Genomic DNA, 17,485 nt, shown 5'->3' with positions numbered 1-17,485 from the left:
TATGATAAGAAAATTAGTTAAAAAATGGACGAAGAATAATGGTATATCTGTTCTTATTTCTGCTCAAAATGAAGAAAAAATCATACGAATGTGTGTCGAATCATTTTTAGAGTTTGGTGATGAAATAATTATTGTTACAAACGGGTCTACTGATGGAACAATAGGCATTTGCAAAGAACTAGAGAAAAAATACCCACAGATAGTAAGGCACTATGACAAACCTGCACTTCCTGACCTATATCAGAACAGGGCTTATGCTCTTAGTAAGGCAAAGTATAAATGGGTCATGAGAGGTGATGCTGACTATGTGGCATATAATGATGAAGATGGGAAACGCAGCATTCAAAGTTTACGGAAACGAATACTAAAAACAAATACTATATTCCCAACCGCTTTTTTTTTGGAGCAAGTAAATATTTATTATAGAATAAATATGACAGGGATATCTAAAAAATTTAGAGAGAAGCAACGTGACGGAAAGTTCACGGGTCACTTCGTACCTGAAACATATGCTGGATATATGTCTCGTATTTATCTCAATACACCATTACTAAAATTTATACGCCAAGGTCGAACGGAAGGGGTTAGATTTCCTAAATTATATAAACAAATATTTATTGATCAACCTTATTGGTTTCATGTCACATTAAAAGCTAAAAAAGATCTGTTTTACCGTTCAGAAAGAACAAACTGGAGAGAGCTTGGTGATTATAACACTTATCCATATTTGCAGGATTATATAGAGAAAAATACCCTAGTATACAAATATAGCACCTCAGAAAACGAAGCAATAGAGCAATACATGAAAGATGATGTTTTACCCTATTTAAAAGAGTATGACGAAAGCAAAAACTATCCATATCCACAAAGAATATTAAATGAGATTGAAAGTGGATATTTTAGCTAGGCAGTTCGAATATGTAAAATCATCTATTAACAATAAAGGTCAGATGGTTGATAATAAACTCGGTTCACCTCTCGAATTTCAATATCATTATGCGTCTTTTGTGCTCGCATCAGTGTTGCTAGGGGATAATGAGTGTTTAGGTAAAGTAATGGAACATTATATTGGAATTTCAAAGGAAAAAATGAAACCTTCAAATGATTTCAATGTGTTTTTACTTTTGTTAGCAATTTCTAATGATGACCATGGATTACTTAATAAATACAAAAATATAATTTTAAATAGCACCTATCATGTAACTGATGACGAACTGTATAAGTTAAATAACAACTTTCGAGCTTTAAGATTGGTAGGATTAGTACTAGAAGATAGAATTAAAGAATCGAGTGACAATGCTAAAAAAATAGTTGCAGAAATTGACTGGCTCCTCAATCTTCAGTTTGAGGATGGATTTTTTCCGGACTCAAATATGAATTATGGCTATGAGAAAAACAATGGGGTACCCCACCTTGTATATCACGCCAAGATAACGATGTGCTTAGGAATAGTCTATAGCTATATTCAGGAATCTAGAATTATTAAGGCATTTAACAAAGCAGTTGATGTCCTATTAGATATATCAGTAGACGAGTACTATTTTTTTTATGGAAGAAGTACAAACGCCATTTTTGGATACAGCTCTCTTTATGTAGCTTTGATCTTGTCCTACAAATTTAGTGGAAATGAAAAGTGTTTAGAGTTGTCTGAAAACATACTAAATTATTTGAAGGGATTTCAATATTCGGATGGTCACATTTCCATTAATCTGAATCGAGATGACAGGAAAAGGCTTGGCTTCGATTCATACATGTATGAATTAGTTTATAATTCATATTCTAATGCTATGTTCCTGTACGCTAATAGGATTAGTAAGAAATCGGGGAATTTATATTCAATAGAAAGTAACGGAATTAATCCTAGAGTTACTATATACAACAATAGCGGCTTTGTGACTTATAGAGATGAAAACGTTCAATATTGCTTTAATTATAAAGGGCATCAAAACAGTATAAAGCATAGGTTTGATAGCAGAGTCTCTCCTTTTTCACTGTTGTATTTTAAAAGAGGTGAGGAAAATATCTTACCAGCCTTAGCTTATAAACCTAGAGGAATATCTCATTTAGTTGAAGGTAGGTTCTATTTTAAAAATTTGCGAGCGAAACTCTATCAATTATTTCATTACGATTGGTTGCCAATTTTTGGCGGTAATAGTTTTTTCTATATAAAAGATGGAGTAAGATTTTATCCATTCAGATGTATTAAAACTTTAAGATTAAGAGATACTTTAATTATGAAATTTGAATCGAAGGCTCGAGGACTTTTTTATAAGAAGGAGCTTAAGGACCAATTTGTAATAAGCATAGATATTTCAAGTGAGCCGAAATATAAAGTTATATTTTATAGTCAGGTTGACTCTATTTTTTACTCATATAGAGAGATATATGGCAAAAAATCCTTTGAATATACTTTTTCAAAGGAACGGGAAAAATTATCATCTCTAAGAGTTGAAACTAGTTGTCAAATGGGGCTACTACATCGATGTAAATTCACAGGACTCAAGACTCTAGAAATAAAGGTGAAAGTAAGTGATTAATAAGCTAATAATTTATCTTAAAGCATTAAAAGTTTGTTTAATAACAAAATCAATTAAAAGAGCTGAATTCTACATCTATGAGCAAGGTATGGACGTATCAAAGTACGATGACGATATGCTTATTGCTCAATTGGGCTACTTTGGACACCATACAGAAAAAGCGCTTAAACATCATGATCGTGGTAATAGAGGCAAGCATAAAAGAGATAAGTTGGAGTTATTAATTAAGGAGTTTAAGAATAGGGAGATCAACGAATCAAGAGTAATTGAGTGGGCGCAGAATTTGGTGGACTATTATGATGAAAACCAGAAAATATACATCAAGCACACCGATAAAATCAGTATTCATCCTCAGAAAGAACAAATACTTCAATTCATTAAAGCTAGAACAACAACAAGGTTTTGGCAACCACGAGAAATTGATGATAACACTGTCAGAGATATATTAGAGACTGCTATTAGTTCGGCTTTATCATGCAATAGACAAACGATACGATTTTCAGTGGTTAAAAATGAAATCGAAAATATGGTTATTGGTGATAGTAATAATAAGAGTATGTTTAATAAAGCACCATTGACAATATACGTTTCTGACGATAGTAGATTTTTTGCAGAAAAATATGGGAACTCTTTAAATGTTGGTGGTGTGTGTAGTTTGATTCAGTTGGCTGCAAGTGCATATGGAATTTCAAGCACATGGATGTATTACGCTGATTTCTATGATCAGGATGAAATTAGGAAAAAACTGGGTTTAAATGACTATATGTTCGTGTACTCTGTAATTTCTCTAGGATACCCACTTGATGACCAAACAAAACCACCTCGCTGTGATGTTGATAGATTTATAATAAAGAGAAAAAATAATGAAAATAGATAGAATACTGATTAGTTGCAACATGGAGATACAGCACTTTTATTTCGTTAAATGCTTTATTGAAAAGTACAAAGATAATTTTGAAATAAAGGTTATATTTCAATCTCATTTAAAAAAGCGCGGTAAAGTAAACAATTTGATAAACCTCTTGAAAAAACAAAGTGTTGATAGATTAATTAAAAATATTATGTTGGAAAATAAGTATGGTAAGCTTTTGAAGGCTGAACAAACAACAACATACAATGACTTTTATGGAAATATAGAACTAGACTATTTCGTAAGGACGATTGGTGAAGAAAATATTCACATCACTTCTAATGTAAACTCAAATGAAATTGTTGATTTGGTTAATCAGTACGCCCCCGATATTTTTTTGTTGCAAGGGGGTAAACTATTAAATAATGCATTTATTAATGCTTTAGGTGATGCCTATATTTTGCATTTACATTTGGGGAATGTTCCTTTTTATCGCGGTGGTAATTCACAGTTTTGGGCAATATATAATAACGCTGTTAATGAAAATGGATTTACTATTCAATCAGTTGATTTAGGTATTGATACGGGGGCAATTTACATTAGAAGGTCAGTCGTAAACTTTGATCATAAAGATGGTCACCATTCTATGTATTGTAAAACACAACTAGCAGGGATTGAGGCTATTGAAAGTCTAATTGATTTTTATGTAAATAATGGCAAGTTACCCTCGCCTATTACTGTTTCAGAAAAAGGCTTCAACTATACGGGGAAGATGGTTACAGAATCGGCAAATGAATATGTTTTTTTAAATCGAGAGCGGGTGATGAGTAGACATTTAGAGTCAGATAAGCAACCAGCATTTGAGGATATAAGTGTCATTTGAAAATGAAAACTCTACTTACCTTTGATTATGAGGTTTTTTTTGGGGAAAATCATTCTAACGAGAATGATGTTTTATTTGAACCTACAAAAAAATTATTAACCATAGCCAATAAACATGATGTTAAATTGGTTTTCTTTATTGATATTTGCTCATTATTTGCCTACGAAAAATATCATCAATATGAATATGTAGAGCGTTTTATTCGACAAGTTGAAGAAATTAGAAATTTTGGTCATGATATCCAAATGCATTTTCATCCTCATTGGTTAGATAGTATATACGATGGTGTCGAAAACATGTGGCTACATGATTATAAGAATTGGTCTTATTCAGATTTAGTAGATAATTGTGATCAAGTTAAGGCAGATGCTATATTTGATTTGGCTCAGAATAAATTTATTGAAATAGTAAGGAAAGAACCAGTAGCATTTAGATCTGGTGGTTATACTATACAGCCAAATGAAAAGGAATTGATCAATACTCTTCAGTCCCATGGTTATAAATGTGATTCCAGTGTGTTTCCATTAAGGCGTTTTGTTTCAAACGCTCAATACTTCGATTACATCAACTGTCCAAATCTAAATTATTGGAGAACGGACACTACTAGCTTTTTAAATGTTGGTGAAAGTGGTTTGGTCGAAGTTCCTATATTTGCATTAGAAAGAAATATCTTACTATCTTTTAAATATTATTCTCTTAAAATAATTAATAAGTTTTGTAAAAGTAAATCTTTTTCAAAGCGCGGTAAAGGAGCTACATTACAACCAGAATCATATCAAAGTGATTCATTTTCATTTTCATTTGATATGGCAGAAATGAAAGATAAAAAGCTTATTAAGTTACTTGTCTCTGATTATATAAATAAATATAGAAATGATGACCAACTCATATTGAATGTTCTTAGCCACCCCAAAGCTATGTTTGATGAATCGTTAGATGTATTCGAATGGTTTATCCTATATATGAAGAAAAAGTACAATTGTCATTTTGTAGGCTTCGACGATTTAGAGGTGTATTAATGGCAATTAAACTATACTACGTTACACGTTCATTCTACCCCTACCAAAAAGGTGGGGGGCCTATCATGCGAACTGGAGCAGTTAGATACCTAAAAGAACTCGGTTGGGATATAACAGTTGTAATGCCTAACTATAATGGTGATGAATTGATTTGTGAAAATGGTATATGGAAAATACCTTTTAGTGATAAATATCATCCAAGATTAGCAGCTTTTTTTCAGCGTATAGGTTTCTATGAAGATTATTTGGATAAGTGGGTTGATTCAGCATTTGACTATCTGAAAGAAGTAGTTAACCCCAGAGATTTTGTTTTTTCGACTTGTGGTGGTGAGCTTGGGCCAATAAAACTAGGGTCTTTACTAAAGGCTGAGTTAGGCTGTAGATACGTAGTCAATTTTAGAGACCCTTTAGAATTTGGATACATGAATGGGTTAAGGAAGAATAAAGTCATTCATGTTAGTAGGGAAAAGTCTCAGAGAAAATACATAAGTAATGCTGACTTGGTGATAACTTCATCGGATTATTATTCTTCTGCGTTAAAATCAAGATTTCCTGAAATAGCGAGCAGAGTTCATAGTAACTATTTTGGCTATATAAATACTGTGGAATTATATAAGCTAAAGAAGAAAACGTCAGTTAAGCTAAGGATTGCATACTCCGGGACAATGAGTGAGGCGCAAAGACCAGAAATACTATATGAAGCAGTTAAGCAATTAGGTAGTGATAATATTGAGATATATTTCATTGGAAATAGAGATAACTACCCGCCACTACGAGGAATTGTGGATGAAAACATTCATTTTTTGAAGTTTATGCCACATGATGAGTTTTTAAAGTTTATGTGCAAAAATATAGATGTTGGTTTTGTTAGTTTAACTAATGACTATTATGGGGCTTGTGTGCCATCTAAGATATATGAATATATAAATTTAGGTTTGCCAATATTAGGCGTATTGCCTGAAGGTGATGGAAAGGATATTATTAATACCTTTAATTATGGTCAAGTGGTCGGATGTGATGATGTGGATAAATTGGTCGAAATATTATCCCAGTGGTCAGATAAAAGAAAAATAGAAAGAATTCGAGATAGCATCTTAAAAGATAGAAATTCTTGGGCAATGAAAACGAAAATAGACGAAGTTGATATGCTATTACGTCTAATTTGCTGAGTGGTAGTGTTTTTATGTATTTCGTGTTAGTTACTAGAGTTGAGTGGTTAAAATGAATTTGTTGTACATTTTTAATTTCGGTGAATCTGACGTAGGTCCTAAAAAACATGCTTCGGAAGTAGTGCGAAATACTCGGCATAATATTAAGTATATTTCTAATATACAACTTGATTTGACCGAAAACTGTTTAGCTGTTGTTGATCCTAAATCCAGCAGCAATGTTTTTGTCAATATTCAACTTTTCCAAATTTTGTGCTTTTGGCACATCATCAAAAAAAGAAGCGATTTTGATGTTGTAATCGTGCGTCAAAGTGTAGGGTTCTTTGTCTTGAATTTTCTGTTAAAAATGTTCCAATTTAAAGTAGTCACAGAAGCAAATGGCCTACTCTATCAAGATGTTATTGATAGAGGTCGTGGAAAATGGACGCAGAGATTTATACGCACTTTGGAGCGATGGAACTTATTATTCAGCGACGTCATCGTCGCTGTTCATGATAATATTAAACAGTCTTTAAGCAGTTTCTATGGTGAAGTAGTAGCAAAAAAAATAGTGGTAGTTGAAAATGGAGTCGATCTGGAGCTGCCATCTTTTCCACATGAGAGTAGTAAGTTAACTATCGGTTACTTAGGCTCTTTCGCTCACCGAGAGGGTGTTGACTTTTTACCTCAAGTCTCATCCAGTCTTGCAGCGAGAAATATTGATCATGAATTTTTATTAGTTGGTGGAACTTCTGAAGAGATTGAGTGTGTTCGTAGTACATTAAGCGAACAGCAGAAGGCTACTTTCCGATTTGTTGGGTATGTAGAATACAAGCGAGCGAAGGAGCTGCTTAAATCTTGCCATCTCTTTATCCATCTACGAAGACCAATCCAAGGGGTGACTGATTCTCAAGGTTGTCCGCTGAAGACTTTAGATTACTTAAGTGTTGGCCGGTGTGTTGTCGCTACAAGAATACAATCCTACACGTTTTTAGAGCAAGAAAATCTTGGCGTATTAGTGCCTTTCACTGAAGAAGATTTTGGGTCACATGTAGCTGACTGTATAGCATCTAGAACTCAAGAAGACTTTTCATTGTTTTACAATAGAGGTCAAGTCCATTTACAAAATAAGACTTGGAAGAAGCAGATAGCTATTCTTGATGAACTGTGTGATGACCTATTGCCGGAGAATGTGAAAAAATGAAGCTAGAGAATAAGCTTGTACATATTTTTAACAGCCACGGCATAGGCGATGTCATAATGACATTGCCTATGATTGAGAGTGTACTAAACGAAGGTGGAAGACTTCTAATCTCTGTAAAAGGAAAGGCTGAAAGTGACATCATTGGTGCGGCTCTGGGGGGGGGGGGGAGTGATAATATAGAGTTTATCCACCTGTCTCGATATCCAGGTTTTTTTGGGGCATTAAGTTATATAGCTCAGCTACAATCCAAAAAAATCGACATATCAATACCTGTTACTGGGATCCATCCAGATAAGTATAACTTTATGGCATTTTTATCACGTGCAAAGTATCGTGTGGGATGTGGAGGTCACCTTTCTTTTCTCAATGATAATAATTTTTGTACACACCGATTTTTTCATAAGGTGGAAAAAAATTTAGAGATTTTGAGTTGCGTGATACCTCTTTCTACTGATATTGAATTAACTTGTTTATCTGCTTACCAAACAGATAGTGATTTTTTTGGAAGTCGAAATCTTAAACCGGAAGGCAAGGTGATCGCTTTGGCTCCCTCTTCTGGTGAAGCCGAATCACACAAAAGATGGTCGTTAGAGAATTTTCACGAGTTGGCAAAATACCTAATAAGTCGTGGTAATACGGTGGTAATTCTTGGTAGCCCAGGGGAAGAGGGGTTAGCGGGTCGTATTCTAAAGAATTTAAATTCAGAAGCGGTGCATAATTTTGTAGGAGCATTGTCCATTAAAGAATCGCTTGATTGTCTTGAACAATGTGATTTTTTAATCGCAAACTGCAATGGTTTATCGCATATGGGAAGTCTTGTTCCTAGTCTCAAAATTATAGGGTTGTATGGACCTACAAATCCGATGTTAACCGGGCCGTTTCGGCGGGACTTGGTAGCAGTTAACACAAACTTGGATTGTTCACCATGCTATAAAAGAGGCTATATAACAGGTTGTGGAGATCCAGTATGTATGCGCTCCATCGATGTTAGTTTGGTTATAAAAGAAATAATAATCGATTAGTTACTTGCATATTTGGCACTGTTTACATGTATAAAAAAACTGATATAGAGGCTCTAACGATCCGCCAATTAAACTTTGTGTATAGATTAATTGTTTTGAACCAGAGTTTTTCACATCTAACGAAATTTGATGAAACATTGAGATAGGCTCGCATTTATCAACTTACAATCTTTGCTTAAGTTTTATTTTTTCAAAATCATTTGTCCGCAAGTTTTTTATATTGACGCGGAGTGGTAATGTTCCAGTAACAGGCTTACAAGAAGATATAATATGAAACAAGTTTTACAGGATATGTCAAGCGGAGTAACTTGCTGTGTGACGTCTCCAACTCCAAACCCTAGCGCCGGTAAGATTGTACTAAACTCAACTATCTCACTAATTTCTGCAGGAACTGAGCGGATGCTGGTCGATTTTGGAAAGGCAAACCTTTTAGACAAGGCAAGAAGTCAACCTGATAAGGTCAAAATGGTACTTGAGAAAGTAAAAACTGATGGCTTGATGACCACGCTAGAAGCTGTTCAGTCTAAGTTAGCGCAACCTTTACCACTTGGTTATTGTAATGTGGGTATTGTTCATTCAATTGGTAAAGGGGTTGATGGGTTTAAAGAAGGTGATCGCGTTGTCTCAAATGGTCCACATGCCGATGTAGTCCGAGTGCCTAAAAACCTATGCTCGCTTATTCCCGACAATGTATCAGATGAAGAAGCTTCCTTTACCGTCATCGCAAGTATTGGTTTGCAAGGTATTCGCCTTGCCGAACCTACTTTGGGTGAAGCATTTGTTGTCACAGGGGTTGGTTTGATCGGTTTATTGACCGTTCAATTACTTCGAGCGCAAGGTTGCCGAGTACTTGCAATTGACTTTGATGAAGCCAAACTTGCTCTAGCTCGACAATTTGGTGCTGAAACCTGTAATCCAGGAAAAGGTGAGGACCCTGTAGCTGTAGGTATGACATTCAGTCGAGGGAAGGGGGTTGATGGTGTGATTATTACCGCATCAACTAAATCTAACGAGCCTGTCACACAAGCTGCACGTATGAGCCGTAAGCGAGGACGCATTATTTTAGTCGGCGTTACGGGGTTAGAGCTAAATCGATCGGATTTTTATGAAAAAGAGCTTACGTTCCAAGTTTCTTGTTCATATGGTCCGGGGCGATATGACAAAGAGTACGAAGAAGTAGGCAAAGATTATCCTTACGCATTCGTTCGTTGGACTCAGCAGAGAAACTTTGAAGCCATTCTTGACATGATGTCGATGGGGCAATTAGATGTGAAATCACTCATTACTCATCGCTTTGACTTTGACGATGCTCCGAAAGCCTATGAGTTGCTCACATCAGATAAGGCAGCATTGGGAATCTTACTTGAGTACAACTCAGATGTGTCGGTGCGTCATGATAAAACCATTGATTTAGTTTCAGACGTCAACAACTACAATCCTATTAAACCAGTTATGGGATTTGTTGGTGCGGGTAACTATGCTTCTCGCGTGCTAATTCCTGCTTTTAAATCAGAAGGTGCGCAATTGCATACAATTGCGACTTCTGGTGGTGTTAATGGTGTGACGCATGGTGGCAAAGCTGGTTTTGCTAAAGCAACCACTGATACTAGTATGATGATTGCCAACCCTGAAATTAATACAATTGCTATTGTTACCCAGCATAACACTCATGCGAAGTTTGTGTGTGAAGCATTAGCTGCAGGTAAAAACGTTTTTGTAGAAAAGCCACTAGCCATTACTCTGGGGGAATTAGAGGAAGTCGAACTCACTTATCGCTCAAAAGCATCAGTATCCTCTGCACCAAAACTTATGGTCGGTTTTAATCGCCGTTTTTCTCCACAAATACAGAAAATGAAAGAGCTACTTTCATTTGTCAAAGAGCCTAAAACTTTTTTGATGACGATGAACGCTGGGGCGATTCCAGCTAGTCATTGGACGCAAGACAATGAAGTTGGTGGTGGTCGTATTATTGGTGAAGCTTGCCACTTCATTGATCTCATGCGTTTTTTGGCTGGTTCCGAGATTGTGTCAGTACAGTGTCGTCGCATGGGGAATGCAGATGGTATCGATATTACGGAAGACAAAGCAGTGATTACTCTCAGTTTTGCAGATGGTTCTTTTGGAACGATTCACTATTTGGCAAATGGCGCAGCAAGTTTTCCAAAAGAGCGTGTAGAGGTATTTACTGCTGGTCGCGTTCTCCAACTCGATAATTTTAGAAAGCTTAAAGCATTCGGCTGGCCTGGTTTTAGTAAGATGAATCTATGGAAACAAGACAAAGGTCAGCGAGAATGCGCTAAATGTTTTCTCAATTCGATTGAGCAGGGAATTGAACCCCCTATCCCTGTAGAGGAAATTTTTGAAGTTGCTAGAGTCTCTATTGAAATTGCGACAATGTTAAGAGCGCAAAAATAGATTTTCTGAAGTTAAAAGAGTGATGTGTCGAAAGAGTGTCACTCTTTAGCTTTATGGATGATGTTTGTGGTAGTAAGAGACGGATGCTTGAAAAAATAAAAACACTATTTAATACGGTTAAATACTTGAGATTTGAGCAAGTTTTTTTTCGTTTTTTATACAAGTTCAAGAAACCAAACATTACAACAGTTAACGGCATAAATATTGACAGTTGTAACTGGCACTGGAGTTATCCCGCAAGTAATGAGCAGTCTTTTTTTTCTAATAGGCACGTTTGCTTTTTGTCTTTAGATGGCGATGTAGGAGCCGTTAATTCTTGGAACGATCCAAGTATGGAAAAACTTTGGCTGTATAACTTGCATTATTTTGATGACTTGAATGCAATTGATTTTGACAAGCGTCAAGATATCCATATTGAGTTAATGACCCGCTGGATTCATGAAAATCCACCTTGTATTGGTAATGGCTGGGAGCCATACCCTCTATCTCTTAGAATCGTAAACTGGGTTAAGTGGTTAAGTAAACGTGAATGTATAGACCAAATATTCTTGTCGAGTTTGATTCAGCAGGCGGATGCTTTGTCGCAGCAGTTGGAGTACCACATACTTGGGAATCATTTGTTTGCTAATGGTAAGGCACTAACCTTTATTGGGTGTTTCTTATATGGAGAGGAGAGCCGGAAATTCTTAGATATAGGACTTAAAATCTTAGATCGAGAAATTCCTGAGCAATTTTTGTCTGATGGTGCACACTTTGAATTGTCGCCAATGTACCACGAAATTGTTCTGTGGGATCTTCTTGAGCTTATTGATTTAGCAGAGACTAGTCAGAACACCACGTTGCTTAAACGTCTTCCTTATTTCAAACAAATCGCTTCTCGTGCTTTAAATTGGCTTCAGAATATGGTTCACCCTGATGGGGAAATAGCTTTCTTTAACGATAGTGCTATTGGTATTGCGACATCACCGACGAAAATCTTCGAGTATGCTAAATCGTTAGGGTTTGAATGTGAATCAGAGATGTCATCACTAGTGACTAACAAAGATAGTGGCTATAGCCGCTTGAAATCGGGTGACAACGTTTTGCTTTTTGATCATGGAAATATTGGACCTGATTATCTTCCCGGACATGCTCATGCCGACTCTCTGAGTTTTGAGCTGTCTATTGGTAATCAGCGACTATTCGTCAATTCAGGTACGTCACTATATGGTGTTGGTTCTGAAAGGCTGCGACAACGTAGTACACCAGCGCACAATACTGTTGTTATTGATGACGAAAACTCTTCCGAGGTTTGGAGTGGTTTTCGCGTGGCTCGCCGAGCTCGGAGTAAATTGCTCAATAACGGAAAATTTTGTGGTGGTTGTTTTGTTGAGGCAAGTCATGATGGATATCTTCGCCTTCGCGGACGTGTTGTACATACTCGGCGAATAGATGTTGCTGCAGACAGAATTGTTATTGCTGATAAACTAGAAGGTTCATGGGTATCAGCGCGAGCTCATTATCATATTCACCCAGATGTCGAAGTTAACGCGGATGGAGGCTATTTAAATTTGGTTCTTCCTAATGGGGAGTGCTTTAGTGTAATTAGTAGTGATAAGTTTATTATTGATGCCAGTACATGGCACCCTAAGTTTGGCGAAAGTATCCCAAATAAGAAATTGATTTATACATTTTCCGATGCTGCCCATTCTTTGGTTTTAAAGCGAATTAAATGAGTTAACATGAAGATTTTATTCCTGTCCTTCTATTTTGCACCAGATTTGTGTGCAGGATCTTTTCGTTCTAATGCTTTGATAGACAAACTAAAAGAGTATGATGTCGAAATTGTTATAGTTACGACTAAACCTAACCGCTACTCAGATTTCTCAGTGGAAGCCGAAGATTTTGAGCAACAAGATAATGTAACTATTCATAGAGTTCAATTACCTAATCATAATAGCGGTATGTTTGACCAAGTAAGGGCATTCTTGAAGTACTATAAAAAGACTATAGATATAACTAAAAATCAAGATTATGACATGGTTTTTGCTACATCATCGCGTTTATTTACTGCATTTCTTGGTTCTAGAGTCTCACGTAAAAAAAACATTCCGCTCTATCTTGATATAAGAGATATATTTGTCGATACCATTAAAGATGTACTACCTCGAAAACTGGCTTGGTTTTTTAAACCGATTTTTTCTTTTGTCGAAGGTTACTCATTTAAGAGAGCCAGGCATATTAACTTGGTTTCGAAAGGTTTTCGTGACTACTTTGAGTATAGGTACCCTGATGTGAATTATAGTTGGTTCACTAATGGGATTGATGATAGTTTTCTTGAAGCTTCTTGGGATTATAAAAAGGTCAAGAAAGATATTTTGAATATTGTCTACGCAGGTAATATTGGAGAGGGGCAAGGTCTTCATCGCATTATTCCTGAATTGGCGATAAAGCTAGCTGGTAAAGCGAAAATTAAGATCATCGGATCTGGGGGGCGATTAGCTCAACTAGAAGAGGTCACAAAGTCGTTAACTAATGTAAAAATTTGTAAGCCAGTTGAAAGAAGTAAGCTGATTGAAGAGTATCAACAAGCTGATGTTCTTTTTTTACATCTTAATGCTTATCCAGCATTCGAAAAGGTTTTACCGTCCAAAGTTTTCGAATACGCAGCTACAGGAAAGCCTATATTGGCAGGCGTCGCAGGATATTCGGCTGGTTATATTAAAAATAGAATTTCAAATGCTAGAGTTTTTTACCCAACAGATGCGTCAATGGCTTGTGAGGAACTGGAAAAGCTTTCACTTATGCCTATAGATCGCTCTGCTTTTAATACTAAATACAGCAGAGCAGTGATTATGCAAAGTATGGCTAGAGATATCCATGAATTTTCCCTGAGGGAGTGTTAATGAATCCAGAAAGGAAAGTTTTGGTAACTGGAGCGACTGGCTTTGTTGGTCAAGTTTTGTTACGCATGTTGCCTCCATCGACACATACTATTGGGCGTAGCAAGCCTATTCACCCCTGTACTTTCTTTGAATTAGATTTCAACGACTCTCTTGATTACGCAACAGCGTTTGATGGCGTTGAGGTGGTTGTGCATTGTGCTGCAAGAGTACATATAATGAATGAAGAGTCTAAAAATCCATTGGAAGAATATAGAAGGCTCAACACATATGCTACCTTGCATCTTGCAAAGCAGGCAGCAATTAAAGGTGTAAAGCGTTTTATTTTTATTAGTTCAGTGAAAGTAAATGGCGAGTCAACGTCTGGGCGCTCCCCTTTTACTGCAGATGATAACCGTGCTGCGGACGATTTTTATGGGCAATCTAAATCTGAGGCTGAAGAACAATTGTTACAGTTAGCGAAAGACACGGGTTTAGAAGTGGTGATCATTCGTCCTCCGTTGGTTTATGGGCCTGGCGTTAAAGCTAATTTTTCAGCATTGATGAATGTAGTATCAAAAGGTATCCCTCTTCCATTTGGTTGCATAAATACTAACAAACGTAGCCTGGTTTCAGTCGACAATTTAGTCGACTTAATCGTAACCTGTATTGAACACCCTAAAGCCGCCAATCAAGTGTTTTTGGTCTCTGATGACCATGATGTATCAACATCAGAAATGGTTCGAGAAATGGCGAAAGCGTTAGGAAAAAGAGATTGGCAAATTCCGGTTCCACTCTGGTGTTTTAAGTTGCTAGGTCAGATATTGAATAAGGAACCTATTGTGGGCAGGTTAATCGGTTCTCTTCAAGTAGACATATCGCACACCAAAGAGACGCTAAATTGGCATCCACCACAAACATTGGAAGAAGGCTTTAGAAAAACAGCCAATGCGTTTCTTCAATCTAAAAATAAAGAGCAATAACAAATGATTCGCACTTTAGATATTTTAGCTGCCTTTTTTGGCTTGATGTTTCTATGGCCTGTGTTAGTCATAGTTACACTTGTTGGTTTTTTTGATACGGGTGCCCCTATTTTTGTTCAAGAACGAGTAGGTCGGAATAAGAAACCATTTAAGCTCATTAAGTTTCGTACTATGACGGTGGAAACGGAATCGGTGGCTAGCCACTTAGCGAGTTCTGCGTCCATTACTAAGCTTGGTGCTTTTTTGCGTAAAACAAAAATTGATGAGCTGCCACAACTAATCAATGTGCTGAAAGGTGAAATGAGCTTGGTAGGACCCCGTCCTAACTTATTTAACCAAGAAGAGCTTATATCTGAGCGGCAAGCCTTGGGTGTGTATGATGTTTTGCCTGGTATTACTGGATTAGCTCAGGTACAAAATATCGATATGTCAACGCCAAGCTTATTAGCTAAAACAGATAAAGAAATGATAGATACGTTAACAGTGCAACGTTATTTTCAGTATATAATCATGACAGTTACGGGTAGCGGAAGCGGAGATGCTGTAAAGTAATTTCAACCCACGAAGTTTCATAAACGCCAGTAAAATACTGGCGTTTTCGTTTCAAGAGAATGTAATGACTAGACTAAATATCATATGGAATCTATCACGTTTTAACAAACGTTTAGTAAGTATCGCTATAGACACTATTTTTGTCATTGCTTCTTTTTATATCGCTTACTGGGCTCGAGTTGGTACTATTGTGCCGCTATCAGATCCGTTAGTTCAGTATGTGATTGCGGGTACTTTAGTTACGACTATTCTCGCATTTGTTCGGCTTGGGCTTTACCGTGCGGTTTTGCGTTACCTTACCTTTCATGCCCTTGCAGTGGTAAGTTTAGGGACATTGATTTCTGCCACCTCTGTAGCAGTACTCGCCTTCTATTTTGATGCTTATGTTCCTCGCTCGGTTCCAATCATCTATGCTGCTTTCCTCTGTCTATTATGTGGTGGCTCTAGGTTGATTGTGCGTGTTTTGGTGACTAGAGCAAATACAAAAGGCAGTAAGCCGGTGTTGATTTATGGGGCTGGCTCTGCTGGTCGCCAGTTAGCAATCGCACTACGAAACTCGAACACCCATAAAGTAGTTGGTTTTATTGATGATGATAAGGTATTAAAAAATACTGTTTTGATGGGGATCGCTGTAAGTAGTTCTAGCAGAGCTGAATATTTAGTCCAACGTTATGATGTAGAACAAATATTATTGGCTGTTCCAAGTGCATCTCGTTCTCGTCGTAAAGAAATTTTAAACTCGCTAGTTCATCTTCCTGCTGAAGTATTAACAGTCCCGGATATGAAAGATATCGTGGATGGTAAAGCCAAGATTGATGAGCTTAAAGATGTTGCAATTGAAGATTTATTAGGGCGTGATGCAGTCGTTCCGCAACAAACTTTGATGGAAGCGAATATAAAAAACAAAGTTGTGATGGTGACAGGTGCTGGCGGCTCTATTGGTTCTGAGCTTTGTCGGCAAATTGCTCGTAATAAACCATCGAAACTGATTTTGTTTGAGTTGTCAGAATTCGCACTTTACCAAATTGATCGTGAGTTGAACGCGTTGGTTGATGCAGAGCTGCTCTCAGTTGAGATAATCCCATTATTAGGGTCGGTACAGCGAATTAATCGCTTGGCTACGGTAATGAAAAGCTTCGGTGTTCAGACGGTTTACCATGCGGCTGCATATAAACATGTACCTTTAGTTGAGTACAATGTCGTGGAAGGAGTTAGAAACAACGTCTTTGGTACATTCTATTCAGCGACGGCAGCTGTAGAGGCTGGTGTTGAGTCGTTTGTTCTTATTTCTACCGATAAAGCAGTGCGCCCAACCAATGTAATGGGTACGACCAAACGTATGGCAGAACTGGGTTTGCAAGCGTTAGCAGAACAAGAAAAGGCTAAAGCTAAAGGTACTCGTTTCTGTATGGTGCGTTTTGGCAATGTATTAGGCTCATCTGGCTCAGTGATACCTGTATTTAAAAAGCAGATTGCTTTAGGTGGGCCTGTAACTGTAACTCACCCTGATATTATTCGTTATTTCATGACCATTCCCGAAGCGGCGCAACTTGTGATTCAAGCTGGTGCAATGGGCAAAGGTGGTGATGTATTTGTCTTAGATATGGGTGAGCCGGTTAAAATTGCTGATCTGGCGACCAATCTAATCCACCTTTCAGGGTTAGAAGTTAAAAATGAAGACAATCCTCATGGTGATATTGAAATCAAGTTCTCTGGTCTTCGACCTGGTGAGAAGCTGTTTGAAGAGTTGTTGATTGGCGATAATGTTGAAGGAACGGCACATGAGCGCATAATGACAGCCAAAGAAAGGTTCTTACTACTAGACGAGTACCAAGCGTTACTTTCAGCGCTTGATGAGGCATGTCATAATTTTGAACATGAAAAGATTAGGCAGTTACTACTAGATGCGCCGACTGACTTCTCTCCAACCGATGGTATTGGTGACTTAGTTTGGCAACAAAGCCAACAAGATGTAGATAAACATAAATTGCATTAAAAAAGCGCCTTAGGC

14 protein-coding genes are annotated in these 17,485 nt (G+C 37.1%); all 14 read left to right on the top strand.

All coding sequences use genetic code 11. The annotated features are described in order from the left end of the window. The first annotated feature begins 1 nt into the window (after position 1). The 14 genes from H2O73_RS10635 (at position 2) to H2O73_RS10570 (ending at position 17,470) form a co-directional block, all read left to right on the top strand. A complete protein-coding gene (locus H2O73_RS10635) occupies positions 2-907 on the top strand; it encodes a glycosyltransferase (protein ID WP_182108823.1) in 906 nt (301 codons plus the stop codon). Further along, a complete protein-coding gene (locus tag H2O73_RS10630; RefSeq protein ID WP_182108822.1) occupies positions 879-2,537 on the top strand; it encodes a hypothetical protein in 1,659 nt (552 codons plus the stop codon). The genes H2O73_RS10635 and H2O73_RS10630 overlap by 29 nt, the downstream gene beginning before the upstream one ends. Next, on the top strand, positions 2,530-3,414 hold the full coding sequence (locus tag H2O73_RS10625) for a nitroreductase family protein (protein ID WP_182108821.1): 885 nt from the start codon (positions 2,530-2,532) through the stop codon (positions 3,412-3,414). Before H2O73_RS10630 ends, H2O73_RS10625 begins: the two co-directional genes overlap by 8 nt. Then, entirely contained in the window at positions 3,401-4,270 is an 870-nt protein-coding gene (locus H2O73_RS10620) for a formyltransferase family protein (protein ID WP_182108820.1), read from the top strand. The genes H2O73_RS10625 and H2O73_RS10620 overlap by 14 nt, the downstream gene beginning before the upstream one ends. Positions 4,271-4,272: 2 nt before the next feature. Next, positions 4,273-5,289: a polysaccharide deacetylase family protein gene (locus tag H2O73_RS10615; protein WP_182108819.1), complete on the top strand. Its 1,017-nt coding sequence runs from the start codon at positions 4,273-4,275 to the stop codon at positions 5,287-5,289. After that, positions 5,289-6,458, top strand: coding sequence for a glycosyltransferase family protein (locus tag H2O73_RS10610; protein ID WP_182108818.1), 1,170 nt, complete (start codon positions 5,289-5,291; stop codon positions 6,456-6,458). The genes H2O73_RS10615 and H2O73_RS10610 overlap by 1 nt, the downstream gene beginning before the upstream one ends. A gap of 52 nt (positions 6,459-6,510) precedes the next feature. Continuing rightward, on the top strand, positions 6,511-7,641 hold the full coding sequence (locus tag H2O73_RS10605; protein ID WP_182108817.1) for a glycosyltransferase: 1,131 nt from the start codon (positions 6,511-6,513) through the stop codon (positions 7,639-7,641). Continuing rightward, on the top strand, positions 7,638-8,663 hold the full coding sequence (locus H2O73_RS10600) for a glycosyltransferase family 9 protein (protein ID WP_182108816.1): 1,026 nt from the start codon (positions 7,638-7,640) through the stop codon (positions 8,661-8,663). Before H2O73_RS10605 ends, H2O73_RS10600 begins: the two co-directional genes overlap by 4 nt. A 270-nt stretch (positions 8,664-8,933) precedes the next feature. Continuing rightward, complete coding sequence (locus H2O73_RS10595) at positions 8,934-11,078, top strand: bi-domain-containing oxidoreductase (protein WP_182108815.1); 2,145 nt, start codon at positions 8,934-8,936, stop codon at positions 11,076-11,078. A gap of 83 nt (positions 11,079-11,161) precedes the next feature. After that, entirely contained in the window at positions 11,162-12,793 is a 1,632-nt protein-coding gene (locus H2O73_RS10590; protein ID WP_182108814.1) for a heparinase II/III family protein, read from the top strand. A 6-nt stretch (positions 12,794-12,799) separates the two neighbouring features. Next, the gene (locus H2O73_RS10585) at positions 12,800-13,963 is read left to right on the top strand and encodes a glycosyltransferase family 4 protein (RefSeq protein ID WP_182108813.1); all 1,164 of its coding nucleotides are present in this window, start codon (positions 12,800-12,802) and stop codon (positions 13,961-13,963) included. Beyond that, positions 13,963-14,922 (top strand): UDP-glucose 4-epimerase family protein, encoded by a 960-nt coding sequence (locus H2O73_RS10580; RefSeq protein ID WP_182108812.1) that lies wholly within the window; start codon positions 13,963-13,965, stop codon positions 14,920-14,922. Before H2O73_RS10585 ends, H2O73_RS10580 begins: the two co-directional genes overlap by 1 nt. 3 nt (positions 14,923-14,925) lie before the next feature. Continuing rightward, a complete protein-coding gene (locus H2O73_RS10575; RefSeq protein ID WP_182108811.1) occupies positions 14,926-15,474 on the top strand; it encodes a sugar transferase in 549 nt (182 codons plus the stop codon). A 64-nt stretch (positions 15,475-15,538) separates the two neighbouring features. Beyond that, entirely contained in the window at positions 15,539-17,470 is a 1,932-nt protein-coding gene (locus H2O73_RS10570) for a polysaccharide biosynthesis protein (protein WP_182108810.1), read from the top strand. The last annotated feature ends 15 nt before the right edge of the window (positions 17,471-17,485 follow it).

This window comes from Vibrio marinisediminis, from assembly GCF_014050145.1.
Lineage (GTDB): Bacteria > Pseudomonadota > Gammaproteobacteria > Enterobacterales > Vibrionaceae > Vibrio > Vibrio marinisediminis.
The sequence above is the reverse complement of the archived record's forward strand: the minus strand, read 5'-3'. Positions and strand labels throughout refer to the sequence as shown.

Excerpts from the sequence above, each read along its gene's own strand:
- H2O73_RS10575 (WP_182108811.1), top strand. The coding sequence starts at position 14,926 with ATGATTCGCACTTTAGATATTTTAGCTGCCTTTTTTGGCTTGATGTTT.
- H2O73_RS10630 (WP_182108822.1), top strand. The coding sequence starts at position 879 with ATGAGATTGAAAGTGGATATTTTAGCTAGGCAGTTCGAATATGTAAAA.
- H2O73_RS10600 (WP_182108816.1), top strand. The coding sequence starts at position 7,638 with ATGAAGCTAGAGAATAAGCTTGTACATATTTTTAACAGCCACGGCATA.
- H2O73_RS10610 (WP_182108818.1), top strand. The coding sequence starts at position 5,289 with ATGGCAATTAAACTATACTACGTTACACGTTCATTCTACCCCTACCAA.
- H2O73_RS10595 (WP_182108815.1), top strand. The coding sequence starts at position 8,934 with ATGAAACAAGTTTTACAGGATATGTCAAGCGGAGTAACTTGCTGTGTG.
- H2O73_RS10620 (WP_182108820.1), top strand. The coding sequence starts at position 3,401 with ATGAAAATAGATAGAATACTGATTAGTTGCAACATGGAGATACAGCAC.
- H2O73_RS10580 (WP_182108812.1), top strand. The coding sequence starts at position 13,963 with ATGAATCCAGAAAGGAAAGTTTTGGTAACTGGAGCGACTGGCTTTGTT.
- H2O73_RS10590 (WP_182108814.1), top strand. The coding sequence starts at position 11,162 with ATGCTTGAAAAAATAAAAACACTATTTAATACGGTTAAATACTTGAGA.
- H2O73_RS10585 (WP_182108813.1), top strand. The coding sequence starts at position 12,800 with ATGAAGATTTTATTCCTGTCCTTCTATTTTGCACCAGATTTGTGTGCA.
- H2O73_RS10570 (WP_182108810.1), top strand. The coding sequence starts at position 15,539 with ATGACTAGACTAAATATCATATGGAATCTATCACGTTTTAACAAACGT.
- H2O73_RS10635 (WP_182108823.1), top strand. The coding sequence starts at position 2 with ATGATAAGAAAATTAGTTAAAAAATGGACGAAGAATAATGGTATATCT.
- H2O73_RS10605 (WP_182108817.1), top strand. The coding sequence starts at position 6,511 with ATGAATTTGTTGTACATTTTTAATTTCGGTGAATCTGACGTAGGTCCT.
- H2O73_RS10615 (WP_182108819.1), top strand. The coding sequence starts at position 4,273 with ATGAAAACTCTACTTACCTTTGATTATGAGGTTTTTTTTGGGGAAAAT.